Source organism: Streptomyces nigrescens (genome assembly GCF_027626975.1).
In the GTDB taxonomy this organism is placed as follows: Bacteria; Actinomycetota; Actinomycetes; order Streptomycetales; family Streptomycetaceae; genus Streptomyces; species Streptomyces nigrescens.
The window spans coordinates 2,627,992-2,648,564 of sequence record NZ_CP114203.1; the positions used below are offsets into that span (position 1 = coordinate 2,627,992).

Sequence of the window (20,573 nt, forward strand, 5' to 3'; positions counted from 1 at the left end):
GAGGCCGATTCGGCCGGGGCGCGCCCCGTACGGGCAGATGCAGGCGGGCGCCGCGCGAAGAGGTACGCGACGCCCGCCGCGCGTCCGGCTGACGGGCCGGACCCGGGCGGCGCACACCACGCGCCGCCGTCGGCGGCTGCCCCGGCGGCGCAGATCGCCCGGTCATGCCCCCATGACACCGGCCGGTGCGGAGGCACACCAGCCCAAGACGCCTTCTCTGACGCTTCCCTGACGCCGAATACCCCCCGAGGAAGGTGTGGACCGTGGCCGGAAATATGCCGTCGCCCGGCCACCGGCCGCCTGCAACGATGCCCCACATGACCGAGGCACATCTGACGACGCCCCGCATGACCGACGTACGCATCGCCCACACCGCCGACCTGGACGCCGCCACCCTCAAGGCGGCCCGCACCCTCCTCTACGACGTCTTCGACGACATGACCGCGGAGGACTGGGAACACTCACTCGGCGGGCTGCACGCCCTGATCCACGAGGACGGCGAACTGATCGGCCATGCGTCCGTCGTCCAACGACGCCTGCTGCACGACGGCCGGGCCCTGCGCTGCGGATATGTGGAGGGCGTCGGCGTACGCGCGGACCGGCGCGGCCGCGGCCATGGCGCGGCCCTGATGGACGCCCTGGAGCGGGTGGTGCGCAGCGGCTACGACCTTGGCGCGCTCGGCGCCGCCGACGAGGCCGCGACCTTCTACGCGGCCCGTGGCTGGCAGCAGTGGCGCGGCCGCTCCTGGGCACTCACCCCGGACGGCATCCAGCGCACCGCCGACGAGGACGGCTGCATCTACGTCCTGCCGACCGCGGCCACCCCGCTCGACCTCGACACCGACCTCACCTGCGACTGGCGCGACGGCGACGTCTGGTGACACCCGGGAGGGGCGGGTGGCGTGGGTGGGGCGGGTGGGTCATCGGGTCCGGCGGGTTGGGCGGGTTGGGCGGGTTGGGCGGGTTGGGCGGGGGGATGCCCCCGGGGCCGGGCGGGGCCCACCGTCCCCGGCGCGGCGTGGGATGCCCCTGGGGGCCCTCCCCTCCCCCACCCCACCCCCTCCTCACCCCGCCCCCGGCCCCGCACCCGCCTCCGTGATCACGCCATCGCTCAGCTCCAGGACGCGGTCGGCCAGGCCCAGGAGGTTTGCGTCGTGGGTCGCCACCAGGGCCGTGACGCCCTCGCTTCGGACGACGGCGCGCAGCAGGTCCATCACCTCCATGCCGGTCTCAGCGTCCAGTTGCCCGGTCGGCTCGTCGGCTATGAGCAGGGCAGGTCGGTTGGCGAGTGCACGGGCGATGGCCACACGCTGCTGCTGACCGCCGGAGAGTTCGCCGGGCCGCTGCTCGGCATGGTCGGACAGGCCCACCAAGGACAGCAGGAGCGCAACGCGGTCCTCACGCTCGCGCGGTGGGACCTTGCGCAGCCGCAGCGGCACCCCGACGTTCTCCGCGGCGCTGAGTATCGGTATCAGCCCGAACGACTGGAAGACGAACCCTATGCGGTCACGGCGCATCTCCAGCAGCCCGCTCTCGCCGAGGTCGGCCAGCGGTGTCCCGCCGACGGTGATCCGTCCGGAGTCGGGGGTGTCCAGGCCGCCGATGAGGTTGAGAAGGGTCGTCTTGCCTGATCCGGAACGGCCGCGCAGGGCGACAAGTTCGCCCCTCGGGACGCTGCAGGACACCCCACGCAGGGCGTGTACGGCACCGGCATCGCTGCCGTAGCTGCGGTGCAAGTCCTCGACGACGACCATCGGACCGGCCGTCGGCGGACCGGCGACCGCCACTCCCGCCCTCGCCCCCTCCCCAGGCGCCTCGTGCACCTTGTGTGCCTCGTGTGCCTCGTTCCGAGCCCCGCTCCTGCGTCGGCTCCCGCCCGACGCGCTTCCCCCGCCATTCATGGTCTGCTCCCCCACTCCGTTCACGCACCACTTCCCCGCACCGGCCCAGCCACCGCTCTCGGAGTAGCCCCTGCGGCGCCAACTTCCCCCGCCTGCCTACACCTTGACCGCCTCTGTCGCGGACCGCGGTTTGCCTGCCGGTGGCGTCAGTATGCGTACCGCGCGCTTCGGCGGGCAACGCCTGTGGATAACTCTCGGACCAGCTTCGCCTCACACCCCGGACGGTCCGGATCAGCGCCGCATCAGCCCCGGATCAGCCCGGGTTCTCCGCGTGGGCCAAAGGGTCTCCCGGCCGACAAAGAGATCGAGACCTCGTCAGTCACCCTGCCCACAGCGGCTTTCACCGTCACCCCTGAGCAGAAAAGGCCGAGCGACCCCGGGAAGTCTCCCCAGGGCCGCCCCTTCGCACCCCGCAGCGGCAACGCGGCCATCCGGTGCGGCACCGCCGCCCCGCACCGGCCGGCTCAGCCGCGCCCGCGCTCCGTCACCCGCGCTCAGCTCTTGCCTTCGCTCCGCACCAGCTCCTTCAGTGCGATGTTCAGCTCCAGGACGTTCACCCGCGGCTCCCCCAGGAAGCCGAGGGTGCGTCCGTCGGTGTGCTCCTTGACCAGCTTGTCCACCGTGCCGGCGGGGAGGTGGTTCCGCCGGGCGACCGTGGCCGCCTGCAGTTGGGCGTAGGCCGGGGAGATGTCCGGGTCGAGGCCGGAGCCGGAGGAGGTGACGGCGTCCGCCGGGACCTCCGACTCGGGGACTCCGTACGTGACGGAGACCCATTGCCTGCGCTCCTTCACCGCCTTGATGAGGTCGGTGTTGGTGGCGCCCAGGTTGGAGGCGCCGGAGACCTGGAGGTCGTACTGGGTGTTGACGCCGTTGGCCTTGTTGCTGCCCAGTCCCGCCGAGGGGCGCGGCTGGAAGTACCTCAGGTCGGGGACCGGATTGCCGTCCTTGTCCTTGCCCTTGTCGTAGCGCTGGCCGATCAGCGAGGAGCCGACGACCTTGCCTTGGTGGCTCACCTCGGAACCGTTGGCCTTATGGGGGAATGCCGCCTGCGCCACTCCTGTGACCACCAGCGGATAGAGGACGCCGCAGACCACGGTCAGTACGAGCAGGGCGCGCAGGCCCGCCCCGATCAACCGGGCGGTGTTGCGTACGGAGTTGTTCACGGCGGTCACCCGATTCCGGGGAGGAGAGAGAGCAGCAGGTCGATGAGTTTGATGCCGATGAAGGGGGCGATCAGGCCGCCGAGTCCGTAGACCGCCAGGTTGCGTCGCAGCATCTTGTCGGCGCTGACGGGGCGGTACTGCACGCCCTTGAGGGCGAGCGGCACCAGGGCGACGATGATCAGGGCGTTGAAGATGATCGCCGAGAGGATCGCGGAGTTGGGGCTGGACAGCCGCATGATGTTGAGGGTGTCCAGGCCCGGATAGGCCACCGCGAACATCGCCGGGATGATCGCGAAGTACTTCGCGACGTCGTTGGCGATGGAGAAGGTCGTCAGCGCGCCCCGGGTGATCAGCAGTTGCTTGCCGATCTCGACGATCTCGATGAGCTTGGTCGGGTTGGAGTCCAGGTCCACCATGTTCCCGGCCTCCTTGGCGGCCGAGGTGCCGGTGTTCATGGCCACCCCGACGTCCGCCTGCGCCAGCGCGGGGGCGTCGTTGGTGCCGTCGCCGGTCATCGCGACCAGCTTGCCGCCGGCCTGCTCGCGCTTGATGAGCGCCATCTTGTCCTCGGGCGTGGCCTCCGCGAGGAAGTCGTCCACGCCCGCCTCGTCGGCGATGGCCTTCGCCGTCAGCGGGTTGTCGCCCGTGATCATGACGGTCTTGATGCCCATCTTGCGCAGCTCGACGAAGCGTTCGCGCATCCCGTCCTTGACGACGTCCTTGAGGTGGATGACTCCCAGGACGCGGGGGCCGCTCTCGTCCTCCAGGGCGACCAGCAGCGGGGTGCCGCCGGCCTGTGAGATCGCGTCGGTGAGCTGCTGGGCGTCCTCGGCGACCGTGCCTCCGCGCTCCTTGACCCAGGCGAGGACCGAACCGGACGCGCCCTTGCGGACCTTGCGCCCGTCGACGTCCACACCCGACATCCGGGTCTGGGCGGTGAACGGCACCCACTCGGCGTCCGTCAGCTCGCCCTGATGGCGCTCACGGAGACCGTACTTCTCCTTGGCGAGGACGACGATGGAGCGGCCCTCGGGGGTCTCGTCGGCCAGTGAGGACAGCTGGGCGGCGTCCGCGACCTCGGCCTCGGTGGTGCCGCGTACGGGGACGAACTCGGCGGCCTGGCGGTTGCCGAGGGTGATGGTGCCGGTCTTGTCGAGCAGCAATGTCGATACATCGCCTGCGGCTTCGACGGCGCGGCCGGACATGGCCAGGACGTTGCGCTGCACCAGCCGGTCCATGCCGGCGATACCGATGGCCGAGAGCAGTGCGCCGATGGTCGTCGGGATCAGACAGACCAGCAGAGCGAGCAGCACGATCATGGGCTGTTCGGCGCCCGCGTAGATCGCGAACGGCTGGAGGGTGACGACCGCCAGCAGGAAGACGATGGTGAGCGACGCGAGCAGGATGTTCAGCGCGATCTCGTTGGGGGTCTTCTGCCGTGCGGCGCCCTCGACGAGGTTGATCATCCGGTCGATGAAGGTCTCGCCGGGCTTCGTCGTGATCTTGATGACGATGCGGTCGGAGAGCACCTTGGTGCCGCCCGTCACCGCGGAGCGGTCACCGCCGGACTCGCGGATGACCGGGGCCGATTCGCCCGTGATCGCGGACTCGTCGACGGACGCGACGCCTTCGACGACATCACCGTCACCGGGGATGATGTCACCGGCCTCGCACACGACCAGGTCACCGATGCGCAGTTCGGTGCCGGGTACCTGTTCCTCGCTGCCGCCGCTCACACGGCGCGCCACCGTGTCGGTCTTGGCCTTGCGTAGGGTGTCCGCCTGCGCCTTGCCGCGGCCCTCGGCGACCGCCTCCGCCAGGTTGGCGAAGATGACGGTCAGCCACAGCCAGACGGCGATCGCCCAGCCGAACCAGTCCGACGGGGAGGTGCAGGCGAAGACCGTGGTCAGCACGGAGCCGACCTCGACCACGAACATCACGGGGGACTTGGCCATCACCCGCGGGTCGAGCTTGCGCAGCGCGTCCGGGAAGGACTTGACCAACTGCTTGGGGTCGAAGAGACCGCCGCCCACACGGCCGTCGCCGGGCTTGTGCCCACTTGGGACGTCCTGGTGGGGAGCGCGGGTCGGAGTGGCGGTGGACATGGAGCCGGGCTCCTCCGGTTTCACGGGGGCGGTCATGACAGACCCTCCGCCAGGGGCCCGAGGGCCAGCGCCGGAAAGTAGGTCAGACCGGTGATGATCAGGATCGTGCCGACGAGCAGCCCGGCGAAGAGCGGCTTTTCGGTACGGAGGGTGCCCGCGGTCTCCGGTATCGGCTTCTGCTCGGCGAGCGAGCCGGCCAGGGCGAGCACGAACACCATCGGCAGGAAGCGGCCGAGCAGCATCGCCAGACCGATCGTGGTGTTGTACCAGGGGGTGTTGGCATTGAGGCCGCCGAACGCGGAGCCGTTGTTGTTGGCGCCGGAGGTGAAGGCGTACAGCACCTCGGAGAAGCCGTGCGAACCGGCGCCCAGCGCCTTGGTGTTGAGCATCGAGCCCAGCGCGTCGGGCAGGACCATCGAGGCGGCGGTGAAGCCGAGGACCAGCGTCGGGGTGATGAGGATGTAGCAGGCGGCGAGCTTGATCTCGCGGGTGCCGATCTTCTTGCCGAGGTATTCGGGCGTGCGGCCCACCATCAGTCCGGCGATGAACACCGCGATGATCGCCATCACGAGCATGCCGTAGAGGCCGGAGCCGACACCGCCGGGAGCGATCTCGCCCAGCATCATGCCGAGCAGCTGGATCCCGCCGCCGAAGGCCGTGAACGAGGAGTGGAAGGAGTCGACCGCGCCGGTGGAGGTGAGGGTGGTGGCCACCGAGAAGATCGAGGAGCCGCCGACCCCGAAGCGGGTCTCCTTGCCTTCCATGGCGGCGCCCGCGGCCTGCAGGGCCGGGCCGCCGTGGGCGAACTCGGTCCACAGCATCAGCGCCGTGAAGCCGAGCCAGATGATGCCCATCGTGGCGAGGACGGCGTAGCCCTGCTTCACGTTCCCGACGAGCTTGCCGAAGGTGCGGGTCATCGCGAAGGGGATGACGAGGATCAGGAAGACCTCGAAGAGGTTGGTGAAAGCGCCGGGGTTCTCGAAGGGGTGGGCGGAGTTGGCGTTGAAGTAGCCGCCCCCGTTGGTGCCCAGTTCCTTGATGACCTCCTGGGAGGCGACCGCACCGCCGTTGGTCTGCTGGGAGCCGCCCATGAACTGGCCGACCTCGTGGATGCCGGAGAAGTTCTGGATGGCACCACAGGCCACCAGGACGACAGCGCTGATGACGGCGATCGGCACGAGTACCCGTACGGTGCCGCGGACCAGGTCGGCCCAGAAGTTGCCGAGATCGCCGGTGCGGGAGCGGGTGAAGCCGCGGACCAGGGCGATGGCGACGGCCATGCCGGTGGCAGCGGAGACGAAGTTCTGCACCGCGAGGCCGGCGGTCTGCACGACGTGGCCCATGGCCTGCTCGCCGCTGTAGGACTGCCAGTTGGTGTTGGCGACGAAGGAGGCGGCGGTATTGAACGCCTGGTCCGGGCTGATCGACGCGAAGCCGAGGGACAGCGGCATCCCGCCCTGGAGGCGCTGCAGCAGGTAGAGGAGGAGCACGCCCACCACGGAGAACGCCAGGACGCCGCGCAGATAGGCCGGCCAGCGCATCTGGGCGTCCGCATTGGCGCCGATGCAGCGGTAGATGACCTTCTCGGCACGGAGGTGCTTGGGGGAACTGTAGACGGCGGCCATGTAGTCGCCGAGGGGGCGGTACGCCAGGGCGAGCGCCGCGGTGAGCGCTATCAGCTGGAGCACACCTGCGAGAACGGGGCTCATACGGTGCTCAGAACCTCTCCGGGAAGACGAGGGCGAGGACCAGGTATCCCAGCAGGGCGACGGCAACGATCAAGCCGACGATGTTCTCGATGGTCACAGCTTCGTCACCCCCTTGGCGACGAGAGCCACCAGCGCGAAGACCGCGATCGTGACGACGACGAAGGCCACGTCGGCCATCGTGTGCTCCTAGATGGATGGGGGATGAGGACCCCCAAAGCAAAGCGTCCTTCCCACGCGGCTTGAACGCTGTTGACGCCTCCCTTACGGCCATTAGCGCTCCGTTGACGGACTTCATACGCGTCTGGATCTGACCTGCACAAACAACAAGGGCTCGCGCCCCCTCAAAGGGGGCACGAGCCCTTACGACCGTCGGCATCCGGCCGAGATGCGGACGCGTTCGCACCGCTTCGCGGCGCGAGGTGCTCAGCGGATCTCGGTGATCTCCGGTCCGCGCTCCAGACGCTCCACACCGCCGCCGAAGCGCGACTGCTCGACCTGCTCCTGCTGCACACCGTCCGGCACCATCTGGGCGTCGTCCGGCAGCTTCAGGACGATCGGGTCGCGGGGCGCCATCGGGGCATCGCCGCGGATGATCACGGTGTCCCGGAAGATGTGCTCCAGCACACCCGCGGCCTGCGGCTGCACCGCGCCCTGGCCGGAGATCACACCACGCAGGAACCACCGCGGACCGTCGACACCGATGAAGCGCACGACCTGCACCCCGTTGGTGCCGTCCGGCAGCTGTACGGGTACCTGGGCGCGCAGCTCCCAGCCCAGCGGGCCCTCGACCTCGTCGATGACCCCGCCCTGCTGGGTGATGCCGGAGGCGATCTCCTCACGGACCTCGCCCCAGATGCCCTCGTTCTTGGGAGCGGCGAAGGCCTGCAGCTGTACGGCGCTGTCCTGCAGCACCACGGTCGCGGCGACGATGGCGTCACCGGCGACCTCCACCCGGAGTTCCATGCCCTCGACACCGGGCACGAACAGCCCGCCGAGGTCCACCCGGCCCTCGCCGGGCTCGGAGACCTCCGACGCGTCCCAGGGACCGTCGGGACGCGGCGCGGGCGGAAGACTGAGCCGCTGCTGCGCCGCCTCGTCCTCGTCGGCGTCGCCCACCGCTCGCTCGTCGGCGAGCGCGGTGTCCTTGGCCGACTCTTCAGGAGCCTCGTTCTTCTTGCGACGTCCGAACACGTCACTGTCCTTCCCGGTCGGCACCGACCGATGCGTATTCATTCCCGCCCGTGGAGCCGCCCACCGCCGCATGACCGCCGGTGGAACCGAATCCCCCCTCGGCCCGCGCCGAGCCGGGAAGTTCCGCCACCTCGTGGAAGCGCACCTTCTCGACCTGCTGGACGACCAGTTGGGCGATCCGGTCGAATCGTTCGAACCGCACACTGTCGCGCGGGTCCAGATTGACCACGATCACCTTGATCTCTCCACGGTACCCGGCATCCACCGTCCCGGGGGCATTCACCAGCGCCAGTCCGCAGCGCGCGGCCAGCCCCGACCGCGGGTGCACAAATGCCGCGTAGCCGTCGGGCAGCGCGATCGACACCCCGGTGGGCAGTACGGCGCGCTCGCCCGGCGCCAGCTCGGCGGCCTCGGTGGTCACCAGATCCACGCCCGCGTCGCCGGGATGCCCGTACGACGGCACGGGCACGTCCGGGTCCAGCCGGCGCAGCAGCACATCCACCGGATTCCGTACCTGACTCACGGGTTCACCTCGAAGGCACGCGCTCGTTTGACCTGGTCCGGGTCGGCCATCGCCGCCTGGATCTCCTCGGTCCTTCCGTTGTCGATGAAGTGGTCGACCTTCACCTCGATGAAGACGGCCTCGGCACGCACCGCGACCGGGCCGTCCGGGCCGCCTATGCGCCCCACGGCCGTCGAGTAGATCTTCCTGCCGTGCACGGCGGTGACCCGCGCGTCCAGGTGCAGCACGGTGCCCAGCGGCACCGGCCGTACGAAGTCGGTCTCCAGCCGGCCGGTCACCGCGATCACCCGCAGCAGCCAGTTCAGCGAGCCGAGCGTCTCGTCCAGCGCGGTGGCCAGCACGCCGCCGTGCGCCAGGCCGGGCGCGCCCTGGTGGGCCTCCTTGACGGTGAACTCGGCGGACACGCTCACGCCGTCACCGGCCCGCGCCTCCAGGTGCAGACCGTGGGGCTGGCCCGTGCCACAGCCGAAGCACCGGTCGTAGTGCGCGCCGAGGAGTTCTCCGGGTGCCGGCGCCTCGGCATGCCGGACCGGAGCGACGGCGTCCGCCGGTGGCGTCAGCCGTGCTCTGGGTTCGTCAGTTCCACTCACGAGTGCAGACCCTACCCGCGCGCGTAACGGGCCCGCGCCGCCGTGCCAAGCTGGAGCCATGCAGTCGTACGAAGAACGTCTCACCGCGCCCCGGTCCTGGTGGGTGATCGCCGCACTGGCCGGCGTCGCCTGTGCCGTGATGCTGCTGCCGGTGGGGACACTCCCGATGCTCGGCGGACTGATCGGCGGCACGGCGCTGTCCGCGGTGGCGGTGAGCGCGTACGGCTCGGCACGGATCCGGGTGGTGGGCGGCGCCCTGATCGCCGGTGACGCGAAGATCCCGGCGACGGCGCTGGGCGAGGCACAGGTGCTGGACGCGGACGAGGCGCTGGCGTGGCGTACGCACAAGGCCGATGCCCGTGCGTTCATGCTGCTGCGCAGCTACATCCGCACCGCGGTACGGGTGGAGATCACGGACCCGCAGGACCCGACACCGTACGCCTATCTCTCGACGCGGGAGCCGGAGCGGCTGGTGGCCGCGCTGGCGGCCGTACGCGCCTGACCGCTGGCCGGCGGAGGCGGCTTCAGCCGCCTGCCGGGGGCGGGGGCTGTCCGGTCCGCTCGCCGTCCGTCAGGGCGGCCGGGGCGGAGCCGGGGAGGGCGTCCCAGGGGACCTGCTTCGTGCGCAGGTCCTTACGGATCTTGTCCGCGAGTTTCCGGGTGTCCCTGCGGTTCATGAACGCGCCGACGGAGGCGCCGATCATGAACGGGATGAGGTTGGGGAGGTTGCGCAGCGTGCGCTTCATGATCTGCTGGCGCAGTTCACGCCTCATCTGCATACCGAGGGCGAAGTTCAGCGTGGCCGGCTTGGTGATCTCGACGCCCCGCTCCTCCGTCCAGGACGCCAGATAGGCCATCCCCCGCTGCCGGAAGTTGCCCGCGGGCCTGAGGCCGTAGACCTCGTGGAGCTCGGCGATCAGCTTGATCTCGACCGAGGCGACGCCGGTGACCTCGGCGGCCAGCTCGGCCGGCATGGCGGGCGGTACGGGCAGCATCGCTGCCGCGCCGACGCCCGCTCCGACGGTGGCGGTGCCGTTGCAGGCGCCCGCGACGAGCTTGTCGGCCAGGTCCTCGGGGGTCAGTCCGGGGAACTGGGCGCGCAGGGTGGCGAGGTCGCGGACCGGGATCCGCGGGGCGAGGTCGATGATCCGGTCGGCGATCACGGCGAGCCCCGCCCGCACCCTGCCGCCGCCTCTTCCGGCACCGCGGCCGAGCATGGCCGCGAGCGAGGCCGTGCGGCCTCGCTCCTGTGATGCACCGGTCGTCCGCTCCGCGGGGAGGGCGGTCGGGTCGGCGGGCACGGGCGCGGTTTCCTCGCGTGATCGTGCGCCGGCCGCCGGGCCTTCGGCGCCCTTGGGTCCCTTACGGAACGGGTTCACGCCTGCCACGGCGCAGCCCGGTCTCAGGCCGCGCAGTCGCGGCAGATCGGCTGCCCGTTCTTGTCCTCCGCAGCGAGCTGGCTGCGGTGGTGGACCAGGAAGCAGCTCATGCACGTGAACTCGTCCTGCTGCTTGGGCAGCACGCGCACGGCGAGCTCTTCGTTGGACAGGTCGGCGCCTGGCAGCTCCAGGCCCTCGGCCTGCTCGAACTCGTCGACGTCGACGGCCGAGGCGGACTTGTCGTTCCGCCGCGACTTCAGCTCTTCAATGCTGTCCTCGTTGAGGTCGTCGTCGGTCTTGCGTGGGGTGTCGTAATCCGTAGCCATTTTCGCTCTCCCCCTCTGGGTGTCTGCGGTGTCTCAGCGCTCGTAACGCGTGAGAGGCCGGACTTGTGCCCGACCTGAGGCGGAGATTTTGCCTCACATCAAGGTCTGTTACTCAATCGACACCCAACCGCACCCCTGAAGAGGTGATCGGTTTGGATGGCGATCAGGACCGTACACGGTCCGAATGTCGCACCTCGCGCAGCCCATCACCTGTACTTCCCGTGATCTGACCCCCCGGAAACCCGGACTTCCCCGGCATTCCGGAGGGCGTTTTGATCACAGAGGGTAGATGGCCGGAATTTCGCGCCTGTGAGGGATCACACACACAAAGGCCGGCGGGCGGACCGGTTCAATTCCGCGCAAAGCGAACTCGGCGAAGGATCCACGCCGACCCCCCTTCTCGTCAAACCGGGAGGCGAGGCGGTGTACGGCCACGAGACGAGCGATCGTACGCACAGATGTCCGACGACTGCCCACGGGGGCGCACAGGGGCTCCAGCGGGCGTACAACCGCCCTCTGGCCTGCATCAGAGCGGCAGGACGACCCTCATGACGAGTCCGCCGCCCTCGCGTGGCTGCGCGGTGATGGTGCCGTCGTGGGCGCGGACCACCGACCGGACGATGGACAGGCCCAGACCGACGCCCTTGTCGCTGCCGGTGCGCTCGGTCCGCAGCCGCCGGAAGGGCTCGAAGAGATTCTCCACCTCGTACGCGGGAACCACCGGCCCCGTATTGGCGACCACCAGCACCGCACACCCCGGCTGCGGCTCGGTCACCACCTCGACCCACCCCTCCTCCGGCACGTTGTAGCGCACCGCGTTCTGCACCAGATTCAACGCGATCCGCTCCAACAGCACACCATTGCCCTGCACCAGCACCTGATGACGCACCCCCCGCAGCTCCACCCCCTTGGCGTGCGCCTCCTCCCGCGTCTGGTCCACCGCCTGCGCCGCGACCTCCGACAGATCGACCGGCTTCTTGTCCACCACCTTGTTCTCACTGCGCGCCAGCAACAACAACCCCTCCACCAGCTGCTCACTGCGCTCATTGGTCGCCAGCAGCGTCTTGCCCAGCTGCGCCAGCTCCGGCGACGCCGCCGGATCGGCCAGCTGCACCTCCAGCAACGTCCGATTGATCGCCAACGGCGTCCGCAGCTCATGCGACGCATTCGCCACGAACCGCCGCTGCGACTCAAAAGCCCGGTCCAACCGGTCCAGCATCTGATCGAACGTGTCCGCCAGCTCCTTCAGCTCATCATCCGGACCCCCCAGCTCGATCCGCCGATGAAGATCCGAACCCGCCACCCGCTGCGCCGTCCGCGTGATCCGCCCCAACGGCGACAACACCCGCCCCGCCATCGCATAACCGAAAGCGAACGCCACCACCGTCAGGCCGAGCAGGGCCAGCAGGGAGCGGTTGAGGAGGCTGTTGAGCGCCACTGCCCGCTGATGCTGCAGACAGCTGTTGACGGCTTCCTGGAGCAGCTGCCCGGACGTCTCGGTGGGCAGGTCACAGATGTCACTGGTCGACTGGAACTTGCCGCCGAGGATCTTCAGCGGCAGCGCGCTGCCGTCGTGCAGCGCGTCCGCGGCCAGCATGTAGATGATCGTCAGCAGCACGATGCCGGCCATCAGGAACATGCCGCCGTACAGCAGCGTCAGCCGTATCCGGATCGTGGGGCGCAGCCACGGGAAGGGCCGGACATTGACCGGCCGGGGGTCCCACGTGGGCTTGGGCGGAGCGGACGGCGGGGGGCCGGCCGCCTTGGAGAACGAAGGCAGGGAGGGCATTCCGTCAGATCCGGTATCCCGAGCCCGGGACGGTGACGATCACCGCGGGCTCGCCGAGCTTGCGCCGCAGGGTCATGACCGTGACCCGTACGACGTTGGTGAACGGGTCGGTGTTCTCGTCCCAGGCCTTCTCCAGGAGCTGCTCGGCCGAGACGACCGTACCCTCGCTGCGCATCAGGACCTCCAGCACCGCGAACTCCTTCGGTGCGAGCTGGACCTCCTTGCCGTCGCGGAAGACCTCACGGCGATTGGGGTCGAGCTTGATGCCGGCCCGCTCCAGTACGGGCGGCAGCGCGACGGTCGTACGGCGTCCCAGGGCGCGCACCCGGGCGGTCAGCTCGGTGAAGGCGAAGGGCTTGGGAAGGTAGTCGTCCGCGCCGATCTCCAGGCCCTCGACGCGGTCGCTGACGTCGCCGGAGGCGGTGAGCATCAGGACGCGGGTGGGCATCCCCAGCTCGACGATCTTGCGGCAGACGTCGTCACCGTGGACGACCGGAAGGTCACGGTCGAGCACCACGACGTCGTAGTCGTTGACCGCGATCCGTTCCAGAGCGGCAGCGCCGTCGTAGACCACGTCGACCGCCATGGCCTCCCGGCGTAGTCCGGTGGCCACCGCATCGGCGAGCAGCTGCTCGTCCTCGACGACGAGAACACGCACGTCGCTAGTCCTTCCTCAGGGCCCTTGCGGGCAGCAAAAACATGTCTGAAAGCTCTTCCATCCTGCCCCCAAGAGCCATAAACCGGCGGTAAGAGGGGTGCGGGGTGGGTGGAGGGCGGGGCCGAGGGCCCGACGGGCAGGATTCCCGGGCGGGTTGAGGTTTCCCTGAGGTGGCGGATGGGGAGGACGACTGCACACCCGCGATCACGCCCTGTTTCTCCGGCTACTTGCCATGGACTGATCCATCGCAGGGACCACGCCGTGATCGACCCACCCGTCGGCACACCCCCGTGCCCACCGACCCACGACGAGGGGGCGCACATGGACGCGTTCACCGCAGGCATTTTGCAGCGCATACAGAACACCGAAGCCGATCTGGACCGGGCCCGCGCTGCGGGCGATGACTTCCTCGCCGAGGTCGAGCAGGCGGAGCTCGAGGACCTGCAGCGACTGGCGACCGAGCACGGCGTGCGTTATGGAGCGGTCAGCAACGCCTGACCGCTCCACTGCGCACGACGACAGCGCCCCGGCATCCAGGGGATGGTGCCGGGGCGCTGTCGTGCCCGGACGGGGGTCCGGTCAGTCGTGCCAGGCGCCGAGCTCGTCCAGAAGCGGCTGGAGCTGCGCGAAGAGGTCCGGGGAGGCGGCGAGGGTCAGCTCCAGGGAGACCGCGCGGCCGGGGCGGCCGCCGGTGAGCGCACCGGCCTCGCGGGCGATCAGGGCGCCGGCCGCCATGTCCCAGGGGTTCAGGCCACGCTCGTAGTAGGCGTCGAGCCGGCCGCAGGCCACATCGCACAGGTCGATCGCGGCCGAGCCGCCGCGCCGGATGTCGCGGACCTGCGGCAGCAGCGTGCGCAGCACCTCGGCCTGTGCGGCCCGGCGCTCGGCGAGGTAGGAGAAACCGGTGCCGAGCAGCGCCTGGGAGAGCGGCGGGGCGGGCCGGTGCCGGATGCGCTCGCCGTTGTTGAACGCGCCACGACCCAGGACGGCGTGGTAGGTCTCCCCGCGCATCGGGGCGGCGACGACCCCGACGACCACCTCGCCGTCCTTCTCCGCCGCGATGGACACCGACCAGGACGGCAGCCCGTAGAGGTAGTTGACGGTGCCGTCGACGGGGTCGATGACCCAGCGGATACCGCTGGTGCCGTCGGTGCTGGCGCCCTCCTCCCCCAGGAAGCCGTCGTCGGGGCGGCGCTCCCCGATGAAGCCGGTGATCAGCTTCTCGGAGGCGATGTCCATCTCGGTGACGACGTCGATGGGGCTGGACTTGGTGGCGGCCACACCGAGGTCGGCGGGCCGGCCGTCGCGCAGCAGGGTCCCCGCGCGGCGGGCGGCCTCCAGGGCCAGTTCGAGAAGTTCGTCGTACAGCGCTTCGGTCTGCGCCGGGTCGGTCTGCGGGGCGTCGGGGTGCAGCGGATCGGGCACGATGCTCCTTGCTCGGGCGAGCGGTGGTCGGGCGGGCGTACGGGCTTACGCGGGGGCCTCGGCGACCGGGCCCCGCCAGTCGGCGCCGGCCGCGGCCGGGCGCGGTGCGCGCGCGGGGCAGCAGCCGACCGGACACAGGTCGTGGCTCGCGGCGAGGGCGCCCAGGGCGCAGCGCTCCGGGGTGCCGCCCCGTTCGGTGGCGGCGCGTTCCAGGAGGAGGTCGCGGACGGCCGCGGCGAACCGGGGGTCGGCGCCCACGGTGGCCGACCGGGCGACCGGCAGTCCCAGTTCGGCGGCCTTGGCGGTGGCCTCGGTGTCGAGGTCGTACTTGACCTCCATGTGGTCGGAGACGAACCCGATGGGGGCCATGACGACGGCCGGGACGCCCGCGGTGTGCTGCTCTTCCAGGTGGTCGCAGATGTCCGGCTCCAGCCAGGGGATGTGCGGGGCGCCGCTGCGGGACTGGTAGACGAGCCGCCAGGGGTGGTCCACACCGGTCTCCGCACGGACGGCGTCCGCGATCGTCCGTGCCACGTCCAGGTGCTGGGCGACATAGGCGCCGCCCTCGCCGCCCCGGGTGTGGTCGCCGGGTGTGCCGGAGGTGTCGGCGGCGGCCGTGGGGATGGAGTGCGTGGTGAAGGCGAGATGGGCGCCGTCCCGCACGTCCTGGGGCAGTTCGGCGAGGGACGCCAGCACCCCGTCGACCATGGGGCGGACGAAACCGGGGTGGTTGAAGTAGTGCCGCAGTTTGTCGACCTCCGGCACCGGCAGGCCCTCGGACTGCAGGGTGGCGAGCGCGTCGGCGAGGTTCTCGCGGTACTGCCGGCAGCCCGAGTACGAGGCGTAGGCGCTGGTCGCCAGGACGGCGATCCGGCGGTGGCCGTCGTGCACCATGGTGCGCAGGGTGTCGGTCAGGTAGGGCGCCCAGTTGCGGTTGCCCCAGTAGACGGGCAGGTCCAGGCCGCTCTCGGCGAAGTCGCTGCGCAGCGCGTCCAGCAGTTCCCGGTTCTGTGCGTTGATGGGGCTGACGCCGCCGAACAGGAAGTAGTGCTGCCCCACCTCCTTGAGGCGCTCACGGGGGATGCCGCGGCCGCGGGTCACGTTCTCCAGGAACGGGACGACGTCGTCGGGGCCTTCGGGGCCGCCGAACGACAGCAGCAGCAGGGCGTCATAGGGGCTGGGATCGCGCTGTTCGGGCATGCCATCGATCCTGCCACCCTTCCCCTGGGGGCGGCGGCCAGGGCCCGGCGCGGACCGGGCCGACGGGCACGGAGGCGTCGCCGGGAATCCGGAGGCGGCCGGCGGCCCACCACCCGTAAGCTGTATCGGCCACAGACGTCCCTTACCGATCTTCGGTCCTCACCGGCGGAGCCTCCCCGTTGCCCAGTCCCTACCGCGCCATATTCGGCCGCCCCGGCACCAAGTCGTTCTCCACCGCCGGGCTCCTGGGCCGGATGCCCCTGTCGATGATGGGCATCGGCATCGTCACGATGATCTCCCAGCTGACCGGCCGCTACGGCCTGGCGGGCGCGCTGTCCGCGACGCTCGCGCTGTCGGCCGCGGTCCTCGGCCCGCAGATCTCCCGGCTGGTGGACCGGCACGGCCAGAGCCGGGTGCTGCGTCCGGCCACCCTGGTGTCGATCGCCGCGGTCGCCGGTCTGCTGCTGAGTGCGCAGCAGCGCTGGCCGGACTGGACCCTGTTCGTCTTCGCGGCCTGTGTGGGGTGTGTGCCGAGCGTCGGCTCGATGATCCGGGCGCGCTGGGCGGAGATCTACCGGGGCTCCCCGCGCGAGCTGCACACCGCGTATTCGTGGGAGTCGATCGTCGACGAGATGTGCTTCATCTTCGGGCCGATCCTGTCCATCGGCCTGTCCACCGCGTGGTTCCCGGAAGCCGGTCCGCTGCTGGCCGCCGTTTTTCTGGCCGTCGGGGTCTTCTGGCTGACGGCGCAGCGTGCGACGGAGCCGGTGCCGCATCCGCGGGAGCAGCACGCCAAGGGGTCGGCGCTGGGCTCACGGGGGCTGCAGGTGCTGGTGGTGACGTTCGTGGCGACCGGCGCGATCTTCGGGGCGATCGATGTGGTGACCGTGGCGTTCGCCGAGGAGGTCGGGCACAAGGCAGCGGCCAGCCTGGTACTGGCGGTCTATGCGCTCGGCTCGTGTCTGGCCGGTGCCGTCTTCGGGCTGCTGCACCTCAAGGGGCATGCGTCCCGGCGGTGGGTGGTGGGGGTCTGTGTGATGGCGGTGAGCATGGTGCCACTGCAGCTGGTGGGTTCGCTGCCGCTGCTGGCCGTCGCGCTGTTCGTCGCGGGGCTGTCCGTCGCCCCGACGATGGTGACCACGATGGCGCTGATCGAGGAGCATGTCCCGCGGTCGCAGCTGACCGAGGGCATGACCTGGACCAGCACCGGCCTGGCGGTGGGCGTCGCGCTGGGGTCGTCGGCGGCCGGCTGGGTGGTGGACGCCGCGGGGGCCGCCCGCGGCTATCTCGTGCCGGGAGCGGCCGGACTCCTCGCCGCGCTGGTGGCGTTCGCCGGCTACCGCAGGCTCCGTCCGCAGCCCACCGCTCCGGTGGCGGGCCCGGCCGCGGCCGGCGGGCTGCCCGGCCAGGGCGACCCGGAGCGGCAGGGCGAGGAGAGCGTGGGGGCGTAGGGCCGGTCCGGCGGAGCTCGGGGCACACAGGGCCGATCCGGCGCACGTTGGTGAACGGCCGCCGCCCGCTTGCTTGTTACCGGCGGTACGACATGTCCGGGAGCCGGTTGATTCCGACCGGTTCCCCGCCCCTGTGATTCCCGTCACCCCACCTGGATGTCGCGTCGGTGACTGACATCATGCGCTCACACCAACGGCGGCCGTACGCGGCCGGCCCGCGCGGAGGGAGGGGACGTCACCATGGCAGTCAGCAACGCCGTCGGCGGCTCGGGAGGGCGTGCTCCGACCAACGGACCCTGGCGCAACTGGGCGGGCAATGTCACCGCCCGCCCTGCCCGGAGCGTGGCCCCGGCGAGCACCGAGGAGCTGGCGGCCGCGGTCCGCTCCGCCGCCGCGGACGGACTGACGGTCAAGGCGGCCGGCACCGGGCACTCCTTCACCCCGGCGGCCGTCACCGACGGACTGCTGATCCGCCCCGAGCGGCTGACCGGAATCCGTAACGTCGACCGCGGGGCCGGGACGGTGACGGTGGCGGCCGGTACGCCGCTCAAGCACCTCAACGAGACGCTGGCCGCGCACGGGCTGTCGCTGACCAACATGGGCGACATCATGGAGCAGACCGTCTCCGGGGCGGCCGGCACCGGCACCCATGGGACGGGCCGCGACTCGGCGTCGATCGCCGCCCAGATCACCGCCCTCGAACTGGTCACCGCCGACGGCTCGGTCCTGACCTGTTCCGCCGAGGAGAACCCGGAGGTCTTCGCGTCGGCGCGGCTGGGCCTGGGCGCGCTCGGCGTGATCAGCGAGCTCACCTTCGCCGTGGAGCCGGAGTTCCTGCTGACCGCCCGCGAGGAGCCGATGCCCTTCGACGAGGTGACGGACCGGTTCGACGAGCTGGTCGCCGAGAACGAACACTTCGAGTTCTACTGGTTCCCGCACACCGGCAGCTGCAACACCAAGCGCAACAACCGCAGCCAGGGCCCGGCGGCGCCCCCCGGGAAGGTCAGCGGCTGGATCGAGGACGAGCTGCTGTCCAACGGGGTCTTCCAACTCGCCTGCGCCGTCGGCCGGGCGGTGCCGGCCGCCATACCGGGCATCGCCAAGATCTCCAGCCGCGCGCTGTCGGCCCGTACGTACACCGACATCCCCTACAAGGTGTTCACCTCGCCGCGGCGGGTGCGGTTCGTGGAGATGGAGTACGCGCTGCCCCGTGCGGCCGCGGTCGCGGCGCTGGGTGAGCTGAAGGCCCTGGTGGAGCGCTCCGACTTCAAGGTCAGCTTCCCGGTGGAGGTGCGCACCGCGCCGGCCGACGACATTCCGCTGTCCACCGCTTCGGGCCGGGACACCGTGTACCTCGCCGTGCACATGTACCGCGGCACACCGCACCAGGCGTACTTCGCGGCCGCCGAGCGGATCATGACGGCGCACGAGGGGCGTCCGCACTGGGGGAAGCTGCACACCCGCGACGCCGCCTCGCTCGCCGATGTCTATCCGCGGTTCGGTGAGTTCACCGCGGTGCGCGACCGGCTGGACCCGGAGCGCCGGTTCGCCAACCCGTATCTGCGGCGGGTCCTGGGGGACTGACCGACGACGACGGATGTGCCCCGGCACCCATAAGGGGCACCGGGGCACGTCCGTCGCGGGGTCCGCCCGAGCGAGCGGTCCGTTCCTTCGGATCCTTCGGACCGCCGGCCGGGGTCAGGAGGCTCCGGGGACCGGGTCCTGCGCATCGGACTCCTGCTGGTTCTGCCGGTCCCCCTGGTCCTCGCCGCCGGTCGAACCGTCGTCGTTGCCGGTGCCACCGTCGCCGGCGGAACCGCTCGGGGACGGGTCCGGGGACGAGGGCGTGCCGGGGTCCGGCGACGTCTTGTCGCCGTCGGACGGGCTCGGGGCCGGCGACGGGGCGTCGCCGTCCTTCTTCTTGTCCGTGCCGGGGTCCTCCGACGTGCCCGGGTCCGGGCTCGGCTCACCGTCGTTGCCGTGGCGCTTGCCGTGCTCCGGGGAACCGGGACCGGGCGACTGCGGCGAACCAGGCTGCTGTCCGCCCCCTCCCCCGGTGTGGGTGAGGTGGCTCAGCGTGGTGCCCTTCTCGCCGCTCGGCGTCTGCCCGGTGACCAGCTCGGTGGCGGTGACCGCCCCCATCGCGAGCACGAAGACCGCGAGCGCGCCGAGCGCCGGCCGCTTCCAGCCGCGCAGCCGGGTGCCGTACGTCGTGGTGCCGAGCTCCTCGGGCGGTCCGGCCGGGTGCCGCGCGGGCGGACCGGCCGGACGGGCGGGCGCCATGGTCCGCTCGTCGAGGCGCGGCACCAGCTGCGTCCGGTCGGCGGGCCGCCCCCGGCCCGCGCCGTCCGCCGTACGCGGGGCGCCGATCGCGCCATGGCCGGCGGCGCGCAGCATCCGCGTCGCGTCGTCGGACTGCGGGTGGGCGCTCGCCGGATCACGGCGGCGGGCCTCTTCGGCCCGCGGGATGAGCTGGGTACGGGCGGTGTCGCGCCCGGGTGTCCTGGCGGCGACGGAGGTGACCTTGTCCTCCGTGCCCTGCTTGTCGAAGGTCGGCAGCACCATCGTGGGCTCGGCCTGCCGTGCGTGCGGTGTGGTGGATCGAGTGCGGGTGGAGGAGGAGCGGCGCGGCTTCGGCCGAGTGGTGACCGTCGCCTCCTTGAGCTGTTCGCCGGTGCGCCGGAACAGGTGCTGGAATATCGAGCCGCCGGTGGTGGCCACGACACTGACCAGACCCGCGCCGATGATCGTTCCGTAGACGCCGAGCCGGCCCGCGAGGTACGCGGCGGCGGCCGCGGCGAGCGCACTGCCGGCTACCTGAGCCACGCTCAGGTCTATCCGCCTCTCCTTCTTCTTCGTGTCGGTTTCGGTTTCTTCGTCCATCTCCAACCTTTGATAGCCCCTTCGATCCATCTTGCATGGAGAAGTGACCATTCGGCGGAGCCATTAGTTCCGATTTTGGGGAATCTGTGAAACTCGCCACCTGAGTGCCAGGTAGAGACGTCGACAAGACGACCGAACACCCTTGCCCACCCAGAAGTTCGGCGGCGCGGCGGTCCACCTAAGTGGTCCAAATGGAGTACTGTGGCGAGCCCTGGCCCCGGTTCCCGTCCGGCTGCCCGGAACCCGCGGGAGGGGCCCTGAAGGCGGCACTCACCCGGGG

20 protein-coding genes are annotated in these 20,573 nt (G+C 70.7%); 5 read left to right on the forward strand and 15 right to left on the reverse strand.

The features are described 5' to 3' along the window. The first annotated feature begins 317 nt into the window (after nt 1-317). The gene (locus STRNI_RS11920) at nt 318-881 is read left to right on the forward strand and encodes a GNAT family N-acetyltransferase (protein ID WP_229838617.1); all 564 of its coding nucleotides are present in this window, start codon (nt 318-320) and stop codon (nt 879-881) included. A 183-nt stretch (nt 882-1,064) separates the two neighbouring features. Here the strand turns inward: STRNI_RS11920 and STRNI_RS11925 are convergent, their stop codons facing one another. The 8 genes from STRNI_RS11925 to STRNI_RS11960 all read right to left on the reverse strand — a co-directional run bounded on the left by STRNI_RS11925 (nt 1,065) and on the right by STRNI_RS11960 (nt 9,182). Continuing rightward, nucleotides 1,065-1,754, reverse strand: a complete 690-nt coding sequence (locus STRNI_RS11925) for an ABC transporter ATP-binding protein (protein ID WP_239472408.1) — start codon at nt 1,752-1,754, stop codon at nt 1,065-1,067. Between the two features lie 641 nt (nt 1,755-2,395). Continuing rightward, nucleotides 2,396-3,073: a potassium-transporting ATPase subunit KdpC gene (gene kdpC, locus STRNI_RS11930; protein ID WP_277411252.1), complete on the reverse strand. Its 678-nt coding sequence runs from the start codon at nt 3,071-3,073 to the stop codon at nt 2,396-2,398. Continuing rightward, nucleotides 3,070-5,169, reverse strand: a complete 2,100-nt coding sequence (gene kdpB, locus STRNI_RS11935; RefSeq protein WP_174876322.1) for a potassium-transporting ATPase subunit KdpB — start codon at nt 5,167-5,169, stop codon at nt 3,070-3,072. The genes kdpC and kdpB overlap by 4 nt, the downstream gene beginning before the upstream one ends. A gap of 32 nt (nt 5,170-5,201) precedes the next feature. Beyond that, a complete protein-coding gene (kdpA, locus tag STRNI_RS11940) occupies nt 5,202-6,878 on the reverse strand; it encodes a potassium-transporting ATPase subunit KdpA (protein ID WP_148591361.1) in 1,677 nt (558 codons plus the stop codon). A 7-nt stretch (nt 6,879-6,885) separates the two neighbouring features. Beyond that, the gene (gene kdpF / locus STRNI_RS11945; RefSeq protein ID WP_016575741.1) at nt 6,886-6,975 is read right to left on the reverse strand and encodes a K(+)-transporting ATPase subunit F; all 90 of its coding nucleotides are present in this window, start codon (nt 6,973-6,975) and stop codon (nt 6,886-6,888) included. A 326-nt stretch (nt 6,976-7,301) separates the two neighbouring features. Then, nucleotides 7,302-8,069 carry a DUF3710 domain-containing protein gene (locus tag STRNI_RS11950; protein ID WP_026170354.1) on the reverse strand — a complete coding sequence of 256 codons (768 nt, stop codon included), beginning with the start codon at nt 8,067-8,069 and terminating at the stop codon, nt 7,302-7,304. A 1-nt stretch (nt 8,070) separates the two neighbouring features. After that, a complete protein-coding gene (gene dut, locus STRNI_RS11955) occupies nt 8,071-8,592 on the reverse strand; it encodes a dUTP diphosphatase (protein ID WP_037743753.1) in 522 nt (173 codons plus the stop codon). Continuing rightward, a complete protein-coding gene (locus STRNI_RS11960; RefSeq protein ID WP_093647650.1) occupies nt 8,589-9,182 on the reverse strand; it encodes a PaaI family thioesterase in 594 nt (197 codons plus the stop codon). Before STRNI_RS11960 ends, dut begins: the two co-directional genes overlap by 4 nt. 58 nt (nt 9,183-9,240) lie before the next feature. On the opposite strand from STRNI_RS11960, the gene STRNI_RS11965 reads away from it, so the two are divergent. Next, nucleotides 9,241-9,684: a DUF3093 domain-containing protein gene (locus STRNI_RS11965; RefSeq protein ID WP_277411253.1), complete on the forward strand. Its 444-nt coding sequence runs from the start codon at nt 9,241-9,243 to the stop codon at nt 9,682-9,684. A gap of 22 nt (nt 9,685-9,706) precedes the next feature. Here STRNI_RS11965 and STRNI_RS11970 read toward each other — a convergent pair whose 3' ends face one another. The 4 genes from STRNI_RS11970 to STRNI_RS11985 form a co-directional block, all read right to left on the reverse strand. Beyond that, entirely contained in the window at nt 9,707-10,483 is a 777-nt protein-coding gene (locus STRNI_RS11970) for a hypothetical protein (protein WP_159485746.1), read from the reverse strand. A gap of 101 nt (nt 10,484-10,584) precedes the next feature. Further along, nucleotides 10,585-10,887, reverse strand: coding sequence for a DUF4193 domain-containing protein (locus STRNI_RS11975; RefSeq protein ID WP_003982531.1), 303 nt, complete (start codon nt 10,885-10,887; stop codon nt 10,585-10,587). Nucleotides 10,888-11,413: 526 nt separating this feature from the next. Further along, on the reverse strand, nt 11,414-12,676 hold the full coding sequence (locus tag STRNI_RS11980) for a sensor histidine kinase (protein ID WP_277411254.1): 1,263 nt from the start codon (nt 12,674-12,676) through the stop codon (nt 11,414-11,416). A gap of 4 nt (nt 12,677-12,680) precedes the next feature. Continuing rightward, a complete protein-coding gene (locus tag STRNI_RS11985; protein ID WP_006602630.1) occupies nt 12,681-13,334 on the reverse strand; it encodes a response regulator transcription factor in 654 nt (217 codons plus the stop codon). 321 nt (nt 13,335-13,655) lie between these two features. On the opposite strand from STRNI_RS11985, the gene STRNI_RS11990 reads away from it, so the two are divergent. Next, the gene (locus tag STRNI_RS11990; protein WP_018093452.1) at nt 13,656-13,832 is read left to right on the forward strand and encodes a hypothetical protein; all 177 of its coding nucleotides are present in this window, start codon (nt 13,656-13,658) and stop codon (nt 13,830-13,832) included. An 81-nt stretch (nt 13,833-13,913) separates the two neighbouring features. Here STRNI_RS11990 and STRNI_RS11995 read toward each other — a convergent pair whose 3' ends face one another. Next, a complete protein-coding gene (locus tag STRNI_RS11995) occupies nt 13,914-14,759 on the reverse strand; it encodes an inositol monophosphatase family protein (protein WP_093641253.1) in 846 nt (281 codons plus the stop codon). Between the two features lie 45 nt (nt 14,760-14,804). Continuing rightward, nucleotides 14,805-15,959, reverse strand: coding sequence for a ferrochelatase (locus STRNI_RS12000; RefSeq protein ID WP_277411255.1), 1,155 nt, complete (start codon nt 15,957-15,959; stop codon nt 14,805-14,807). A gap of 179 nt (nt 15,960-16,138) precedes the next feature. On the opposite strand from STRNI_RS12000, the gene STRNI_RS12005 reads away from it, so the two are divergent. Both STRNI_RS12005 and STRNI_RS12010 read left to right on the forward strand, forming a co-directional pair. Continuing rightward, nucleotides 16,139-17,410, forward strand: coding sequence for an MFS transporter (locus STRNI_RS12005; RefSeq protein ID WP_159485752.1), 1,272 nt, complete (start codon nt 16,139-16,141; stop codon nt 17,408-17,410). A 240-nt stretch (nt 17,411-17,650) separates the two neighbouring features. Beyond that, on the forward strand, nt 17,651-18,994 hold the full coding sequence (locus STRNI_RS12010; RefSeq protein ID WP_159485754.1) for a D-arabinono-1,4-lactone oxidase: 1,344 nt from the start codon (nt 17,651-17,653) through the stop codon (nt 18,992-18,994). A gap of 114 nt (nt 18,995-19,108) precedes the next feature. Here the strand turns inward: STRNI_RS12010 and STRNI_RS12015 are convergent, their stop codons facing one another. Then, entirely contained in the window at nt 19,109-20,293 is a 1,185-nt protein-coding gene (locus STRNI_RS12015) for a hypothetical protein (RefSeq protein WP_277411256.1), read from the reverse strand. Nucleotides 20,294-20,573: the final 280 nt, after the last annotated feature.